At 75.5% G+C, this 8,263-nt stretch carries 4 protein-coding genes; 1 reads left to right on the forward strand and 3 read right to left on the reverse strand.

Annotated features, from left to right (window positions below; genetic code table 11):
• Nucleotides 1-380: 2-oxoglutarate dehydrogenase E1 subunit family protein (locus tag NBZ83_RS27130; protein WP_308203831.1), on the reverse strand; the 380-nt coding region annotated here is incomplete at its 3' end.
• A gap of 429 nt (nucleotides 381-809) precedes the next feature.
• On the reverse strand, nucleotides 810-1,784 hold the full coding sequence (locus NBZ83_RS27135) for a thiamine-phosphate kinase (RefSeq protein WP_261564749.1): 975 nt from the start codon (nucleotides 1,782-1,784) through the stop codon (nucleotides 810-812).
• A gap of 332 nt (nucleotides 1,785-2,116) precedes the next feature.
• On the opposite strand from NBZ83_RS27135, the gene NBZ83_RS27140 reads away from it, so the two are divergent.
• Entirely contained in the window at nucleotides 2,117-3,454 is a 1,338-nt protein-coding gene (locus NBZ83_RS27140; RefSeq protein WP_261564747.1) for an acetamidase/formamidase family protein, read from the forward strand.
• 32 nt (nucleotides 3,455-3,486) lie between these two features.
• On the opposite strand, the gene NBZ83_RS27145 is transcribed toward NBZ83_RS27140, so the two are convergent.
• The coding region (locus NBZ83_RS27145; RefSeq protein WP_261576050.1) for a PDDEXK-like endonuclease domain-containing protein at nucleotides 3,487-8,263 on the reverse strand (4,777 nt) is incomplete at its 5' end.

Here is an 8,263-nt window from a genome sequence, read left to right on the forward strand (position 1 = left end):
GGTGCCGCCGCGGCGGGCTGCGCGGGCGGGGCCGGAGTGGGCACGGACGCCGGAGCCGCAGGCGGGGTAGGCTTCGCCGTGGGCGGCGCCGTGTGAGAGGCCTCACCGCCGGGCGAGGTGCCACTCGGTGCCACCACCTCAGCGCGCGTGTCCGTGCCGGAGCTGGCCGGCGGCGCGGTGGGTTGGTAGTCGGAGAGGAACTCCTGCCACTCCGGCGACACGCTTTGTGGATCTTCGAGGAACTGCTGGTAGATCTCGAAGACCAGCCATTCATTAGGTCCGAAGTCAGGTCCTGACGCAGGAACCGTCGGTGCTGTCACGGGGCCATTCGCCTCTATCCACGGTCTCACTTCACGGCCTCCGAAAGGCCCTTCTGCCACCGTCTGCTCAGGCTACCCGCTCTGGACACCCAGGGCAGGAGCGGCCCTGCCCGGTCTGGTCACAGGCACGGTGCGTGCCGAATTGATGCCATCCCGCTGTCCGTGCGGCCGATGTTCGGTTGGCCGGCCAGGCGCGGAGGGTGGTCCACCGGCGCCTCGGTAATCGCTTCGACCGATCCGAGTCGTTCGTCCGCTTCCGCGGCGGGGAACACCCGGAGCCGTCCATCCGTTAAGCTCAGTGTCGCCGGCCCGCATCATGGCCCCCGGACCCAATAAAAGTCGCTTCGAGCGACCTACGCCCGTGAGGCGACCTGGCGGGCCGGCGTCTACTTGGTTCGCGTCATGCAGTTCGCCCGGCCGATCCGCCGGGGCGATTCTGCTGTTTGGACGTGTTTGTCCGGCCAGGCCGTTGAGCCGTCGGGCCCGCGGTCAGGCGAAGTGATTCCATCCTCCGCGCCCGACGGCCGGCTGCCCGGCCAGGGTCACGCCGGCGCCGGGCAGCACCAGGCCGATCTGTTCGCAGCCCGCGGGGATGACCGCCGACGGCGGCAGGCAGGCGACGAGCGCGTGGTCCTCACCACCGGTGAGCACCCAGTCCAGCGGATCCGCCCCCAGCTCGGCCGCGGCCGACCGCAGCGGCCCGTCGGCGGCCAGGTTGGTCAGGGCGGCGAGGTCGAGATCGATCCGCACCTGCGAGGCGGCGGCGATGTGGCCGAGATCCTGAACCAGGCCATCCGAGACGTCGCACATGGCGTGCGCGCCCGCCGCGGCGAGCGCCGGGCCCAACGGATAGGGCGGTCGGGGACGGCGGTGTGCCGCGACCAGCTCCGCCCAGCCGGCATCCACGTCGGCGTCGTGGCCGCGTCCCGCGGTGAGCAGGGCCAGGCCCGCCTCGGCTCGGCCGACGGAGCCGGCGAGCACGACCATGTCGCCCGGTCGGGCCCCCGAGCGCAGCACCGGAGCCCGACCCTCGAGATCGCCGAGGGCGGTCACCCCCAGCATGATGGCGTCGGCCGAGCTGATGTCGCCGCCGGCGACGCTGGCCCCGGCCGAAGCGCATTCGGCGGCGAGCCCGTCGGCCAGCGCCAGAGCCCAGTCGACGGTGAGGTCACCGGGCGCGGCGAAGCCGACGAACAGCCCGGTCGGCCGGGCGCCCATCGCCGCCACGTCCGCAAGGTTCTGCGCCGCGGCCTTGTGCCCGACGTCCACACCCGACGACCAGTCCCGCCGGAAGTGGCGACCCTCCAGCAGCAGGTCGGTGGTGACGACCACCCGGGCGTCCGGCGCGGCCAGCACCGCGGCGTCATCCCCCGGGCCGACGAGCACATCCCGGCCGCGGGCGAAGCGGGCGGTGATCGCGCGGATCAGCTCGAACTCGCCGAGATCCCGCAACGTCGCGGTCATGGCACCCCCGCGCCGCGGGCAGGGGTGACTATGACATCGCAGGCAGTAGCACCGAAGTGGTGGAGCCGCACGCCTGACGGCCTCGGGGGACCGACGGATTCCATATTCACCGGCCCAGCACACCTCTGCCGACGGAATGACCGTAACCGCAACATCCACGTCACCTTCCCGTCATATCTCACTGGAAATCTGACGCGCGTGCCTGACCAGTCCTGTCGCTCCGTATGCCATGTCCGGCCCACCGGGACGCCAGGGGCCGGCCGACCGCGCGTCCAGGCGATTCGTCCCGGTGGGGGCCCATTCGCCCGGCGGCGGGGCCGGTAGGTCCGCCTGTGGCGCTGCAGCCGGGACGGGGCAAGATCGAGGGGAAGCACTACCTGCCCTCCACCCCCGAGACCGTCACATGGGGCGAGCTGCCCAACGCACTGACCAGGCCCGTGCTCAGTGTCGACTCCGGCGCCACGGTCACCTTCGACACGGTCAGCTCGGAGGGGATCCTCGGCGACCAGGGACGTGACCCCGACGCGTTCCTCGCCAACCTCGGCGTGCCGCCCTCGGAGGTCCTTGCCGACGCCCGGGCGATCGCCGCCTCCGGCCTGCCGCACCGGTTCGGCGTGGACGCCCCGCACATCGTGACCGGGCCGGTGCTCGTCCGCGGCGCCCAGCCCGGGGACGTGCTGCGCGTCGATGTCCTGTCGCTGCACCCGCGGGCCCGGTACGGGATCGTCTCCACTCGCCACGGCGCCGGCCTGCTCGCCGGGGAGTTTCCGGAGGGCGAACCACCCGAGCCGGACGCCGACGCCCGGCACTGGCAGCGCTTTCGCACCGTCACCACCTTCTGCGCCGTCGAACGCCGCCGCGGCCGCCTCTTCGGCTCGCTGACCAGCACGAGCGGCGGACGGGCCCGCTTCCCGCTGGCTCCGTTCCTGGGCGTCATGGCGGTCGCGGTGGACAGTACCACCGAGGTCATCGCGTCCACCGCGGCCGGCCCGCACGGCGGCGCCCTGGACTGCCGCGATCTCGGCACCGGCGCCCGGCTCTACCTGCCCGTCCAGGTCGGGGGCGCGCTGTTCGCCGTCGGCGACCCGCACTACGCCCTCGGCGACGGGAAGATCGGCGGGACGGCCCTGGAGGGCCCGCTGCGCGCGACCCTGCGCCTGACGGCGCTACGGGAGACGGCCGCCCGAGCCGCCCTCGGCGCGCTGCGTGAGCCGTTCATCGAGACCGACGCCATGTGGGTCACCATGGGCCTCGACGCCGACCTGACCGAGGCGATCCGCCGCGCGACCCGTTCGGCGGTGCTGTTCCTGCAGAGCCGGATCGGGCTCGAACGCGCCGAGGCGCTGGCCTACCTGACGGCGGCGGCGGATATCGGGGTGTGCCGGCTGGGCTCCGGGGCGCCGGGCGCGTTCTGCCGCATCCACCGGTCGGACTTCGCCGAGCCGGCGGCGGCGAAGCCCCGGCTGCACCGGCCGCCGTTCGCCCGCATCGTCGGCGCCGCCGACGCGGGTGACAGCAGCGACGGAGGCCACGACGACATCGAGCCCGATTCCGGGTCGATCGACCCGCCCGGCGGGACCGCGCAACCGGTGGGCGAGCGTTCCGAGTCCGCGCATTCCAAGCCCGACGGGGTCAGCGGGGTCAGCGGGGTCGGCGGGCCGCCGCCCTGACCATTCTCGGCTCGGCCGGCAGCAGCCGATGATCAGCCGGCCGAGACGCCGGTGCCCGGGAAGCGCCGGGCACCGGCCGGATCGTGCCGTTCGGCCGGCGTCGGCGCGTCGTCGAGGCCCTCCAGCTCGGAGAGCGCGATCGGGCGCCAACGGTGCAGCAGCTCGTCCGCGCCGGCCCGGACCGGCCCGCGGACGGCGGCCGGGCCGCCCGGCGCCGCCCGGCCGTCGACGCTGTCCCGCTCGGCCGGGATCGGAGCGATTCCGGCAGCCGCCAGCCGTGGCCACAGCGAGGCCAGCGCCGCCTCCGGGTCGAGTTCGAAGTCCGACTGGCGGACCCGCCAGAACCGCCACCCCGCCCGGCGCAGCTCCCGTTCCCGGTCGAACTCGCGGGCGATCTCCGCGGGCCCGGGGCCGACGTCGCCGTCGCACTCGACCGCGAACCGTGCCCGCCCGCCCGTCACGACCAGGTCGACTCGCCGGCCGTTGACCTCCACCTGGGGCGTGACGAGGTAGCCGCGGCCGGCGAGGTGGCGGAACACCCGCTGCTCGAACAGGGAGCCGAAGGCCGGATGGGGGCGGTCCGTGGCGACCTCGGCGAGCGGCGGCGTCACCCCGGGCGTCGTCACCCCGGGCGGCGTCACTCCAGGCGACGTCACTCCAGGCGGCGTCACTCCAGGCAGCGGCACGGCCGGGCGCGCCGCGGACAGCACGTAGCTGAGGTAGCTGTGGCGCAGGTCCTGGTGGTCGAGGTCGGCCGGCGCCACCGAGTGGAACAGCCAGACCTGGTCGCGCGCCCGGGAGGCTGCGACGTTGAACCGCCGCTGGTACTCCAGCCGGGTCAGCGGGACTGGTTGGTCGCCCGGCGCGACGACCAGCGACAGGAACACGACGTCACGCTCGTCGCCCTGGAAGTCGGCCGGAGTGCCCACCCGTAGCCGGCGACGCAGGTGCTCGGCTGCCGACATCCGTTCGGCGAGCCGGTCGCGGATCAGCGTGGCCTGCGCGGTGCCCTGGGTGACCACCACCCCGAAGCTGAGCCCGGCATAACGCGGGTCCTCGGCGCAGGCCAGGACCTGCGCGACGAGTGCCTCGGCCTCGGCCGGATTGCGCGGCCCCGCCGGGGTGGCCGTGGTGAACCCGTGCGGGACGAACCGGGCGACCAGCGGCGTCAGCCGGTCCGCGCCGAACTGGCGCAGCGGCAGCAGCGGCGCATCCCGGTAGAACATCGCCGACGACCATTCGATGATCTCGGGCATGCAGCGGAAGTGCTCCCGCAGCCTGATCACCTCGCCGAAGCGGGTCCGCAGCAGGCTGAACAGGCTGGACCGCGGGGTGAAGCCGACGCGCAGCCAGGCCGGCACGTCCGGCAGCAGGGCGTCGAGCCGGTCGAGGACCGGGTCGAGCTCCTGCGCGGGGTCGACCGGCGGGGTGCACTGGCGGTCGTCGCCGACGACGATCACGCGGGGCGCCAGCCACAGCAGGAACAGACTGTCGAGTCCGGCCTGGCTGCCCTCGTCGACGATGACGACGTCGAAGCTGTCGCGGACCGCGGGGATCGTCGAGAGCACCTCCCGGATCGGCATCACCCAGGCCGGCACCGCCGTCTGGGCGATCTCCATCGCCTCCCGGGCGGCCTGCCGGTAGCGCTCGGCGTGCCGACCGGCCAGGGTGCCGCCGGCGGCGACGGTGTCGGCGTAGGCGCGCAGCGCGGCGGACTGCTCGGCGCCCATCCGTTCCAGGCAGTGCTTCCATGCCTTCGCCCCGGCCAGCTCCGCGGTGGCCGCGGCGAGGACGTCCTCGGCCGCGTCCAACCGGGCGTCCAGGTCGACAGGCGACGCGCCGTCGATGTTCGCAGGGCCGTCCGGACACCGGGTGCGGGCCAGCCAGCTTGCCGCAACGGCCCAGGCCCACGCGGCCGAGAACACCTCCAGCCGGGCCGGCCAGGGATCGCCGCCGCCGTCCTGGCGCGAGCGCGCGTCGCCTGGGCCGCGGTCGGGCCGGGCTGGTCCCGCGATCGCGGCGGCGGCCAGGAGATCCGCCAGCGCAGGATGGGCCGCGCGCAGCCGGCCGTGCAGCTCGGCGCGCCGGGCGGCGGCCTGCCTCCGGGCTACCGCGGCGTCGAGCGCGGCGCGGGCGACGGCGTAGGCGCCGGCGTCGCGGGCTGCGGCCGCGGCGGCCACGGCCCCGAGCTCGGCGGCCACCGCGGCCGGGGTGTCGGGGTCGGTGGCGAGCCGGTCGTACCCGTCGGCGAGGTCGGTCAGCGCCCGGTCGGCGACGGCCGCGGCCGCCATCGGTTCGAGCGCGGCCATCGCCGCGGCCAGATCCCGCACGTTCGCGGCCGAGTCGATCGCGACCGGGCTCCCGGGCGCCACCTCGGCGGCGAGGGCGACGACCCGGTCCCGCGCGGCCACGACCGCGTCGATTCCCTCGATGGCCTGCTGCCCCTCGAGCAGCCAGGACAGTCGGACCTCTAGCGGATCGCCGGGCCTCGGCGGGCGACCCACCAGGGTCCAGCCACGGCCAGCCGCCTCGACGGCGAGTTCCGCCCGAAGCCGGGTCAGGACGAGGTCGAGCAGCTCCGGGGTGGTCGGCGCGACCCCGTCGACGGTCACCTGCCGCAGCAGCGCGTCAGCCTCCCGCTGCACCTTCGGCCGGAAGCGCCGGCGCAGTTCGGCGCCACCGTCCAGGTGGGCGCGCAGAGCCTCGGCGCGGGGGAGCAGCGCGGCGGGATCGAGGTCGGCGGCCCGCTCGGCGTCGCCGGGTTCACCCTCGCGGTGTCCGTCCTCGCGGTGTCCGTCCTCGCGGTGTCCGTCCTCGCGGTGTCCGTCCTCGTGGGGTCCGCCCGTGGCGCGGGCCGGATCCGTCGGGGCGGTGGTGGCGGAGGGTAACGCCACGGAGTGCAGGCCGAGGTCGTCGACATGCCGGGCCGCCTCGGCGATGAGCGGCGCGGCGGCGCTCACCTTGGCCCACAGCAGGCGGTCCCGCCCGGCCAGGGCATCGTCGAGCGCGGCGGGGATCCACTCCCGCGCCGGCCCACGGGCGCCATGTGCGGTCAGGTCGTCGAGGGCGCGGACGAGCGCGGTCACCGCCGTCCGCAGGGGGCCGGTCGGAGACGATCCGGCCGCGGCGACCTCGTCCAGGAAGCCGCGGGCCGCGGCGGTGGCGACCCCGGCTCGGGCCGCCTCGGCCGTCTGCCGGGCCATGCGGTCCGCGGTCACCAGCGCGGCGAAGCGTTCCGCGGCCAGGATCGGCGGCACCGCGCGTACCGGGACGTCCGCCCGGTCCGCTGGCAGCGCCGCATCCTTCGAAGCCGTGCTCAGCAAGGAGTACAGCTCCACCGCCTCGGCGTCGGTCAGCGGTGCGCGCCGCTCGCCGTCGGATCCGGCGGGCGGCGCGGGCGGCGGGAACCAGCCGTGGGCCTCGCCACCGGCGCGCACCCGGGCGGCGATGCTCGCCCGGGTCCCGCCCCAGCCCGCCGCGCCGACCTCGCTGTCCGGGTGCACGACGCGTTCGGCGACCCGCGCGCTGCGGGCCCGATCGGCGAGCTCGGCGCGGGCGCGCAGCGCCTCGGCCCGCCGCCGCGCGGCCTGCTCGATCCGGCGGTCGAGTGCCTCGGGATGGTAGACCGCCTTCTCCGCGGCCAGCGCGCTCACACTGGCGGCGAGCTCGGGCGAGCCCACCGGGCTGCCCAGCCCGCCGAGGCCTGCCCCGCCGGTGGGGACCGACGCATCCTCGGCGTCGGTGAACGACACGCACAGCCGCTGCAGCTCGGGCGGCAGCTTCTCCCGCAGCACCCGCAGGGCCTGCGCCTTCTGGCTGGTGACGAGGACGCGTTGACCCTCTGCGAGCAGCGCGGAGATCAGGTTCGCGATCGTGTGGGTCTTGCCGGTGCCGGGCGGCCCCTCGACGACGACGCCGTTGTCGTGGCGCAGCCGCTCGAGCACGCGGGCCTGCTCGGGGCTGGCCGGCAGCGGCAGCAGCGGGTCGACGCCGAGCTCGGCACCGCTCGTCGCGCCCTCGGCCTCAAGCCAGGCGAGCCGTTCGGCGGCGTCCAGGGTCGCGACGAGCTGGACCAGGCCCAGCGGCGGCGGCCCGTCACCGCGCAGCGTCGCCAGCATCCGCTCGTAGTAGGTCAGCAGCGAGGCCTGGTCACGTACGCGCAGCACGAGAGCTGGGGCGTAGGTCACGCGGGGGCGGGTCGCGCCGTCCGGTGGCGGTGGCGGTTGGTCCTGCGGCTCGAAGCCGTCCACCGGCACGTCCAGGGCCAGGGTCAGCCAGTCCCGCAGCAACCGCGCCTCGTGCGCGCCGAGTGGGGCCGGCGGCCGGTTGTGCAGGCGTTCGTGCAGGTGGTTGGTCCGTTCGCGGCGGAATCCGGCGAGGCCGTCGAGCAGCGGGCCGTCGCCCAGCCGGGTGGTCCCGCCCGCCGGCACCCGCACCCGGATGTCCGAGCTGACCGGGTCGATCTCGCAGGTCACCCGGGTGGACAGCAGATGCTCGCGGATGAGCGGGCCGTCGGGTGGCTGCCAGGTGAGCAGGCCGGTGGCCAGCACCAGTTCCAGCGCGTCGCCCTCCTGCGCCACCCGGGCGGCGACAGCATGCAGGGTGTTGTGCAGGGCGCGGCGCTCGGCGTCGGCGCGGGCGCGGGTCGCCCAGATCCGCCAGCCGGGCAGCCAGTCCCGGTAGGCGGCCTCGGCCTGCTCGTCCTGCGGGCCCGCCGAATCGGGACCGGCCGCAGCGTCGTCGCCCGGATCGTCGCCCGGCCACACCGGCGGGCGGTCGGGGTCGGCCTGGGCGGCGTCGGGCAGCGGG

This window comes from Frankia gtarii (assembly GCF_025403375.1).
In the GTDB taxonomy this organism is placed as follows: Bacteria; Actinomycetota; Actinomycetes; order Frankiales; family Frankiaceae; genus Frankia; species Frankia gtarii.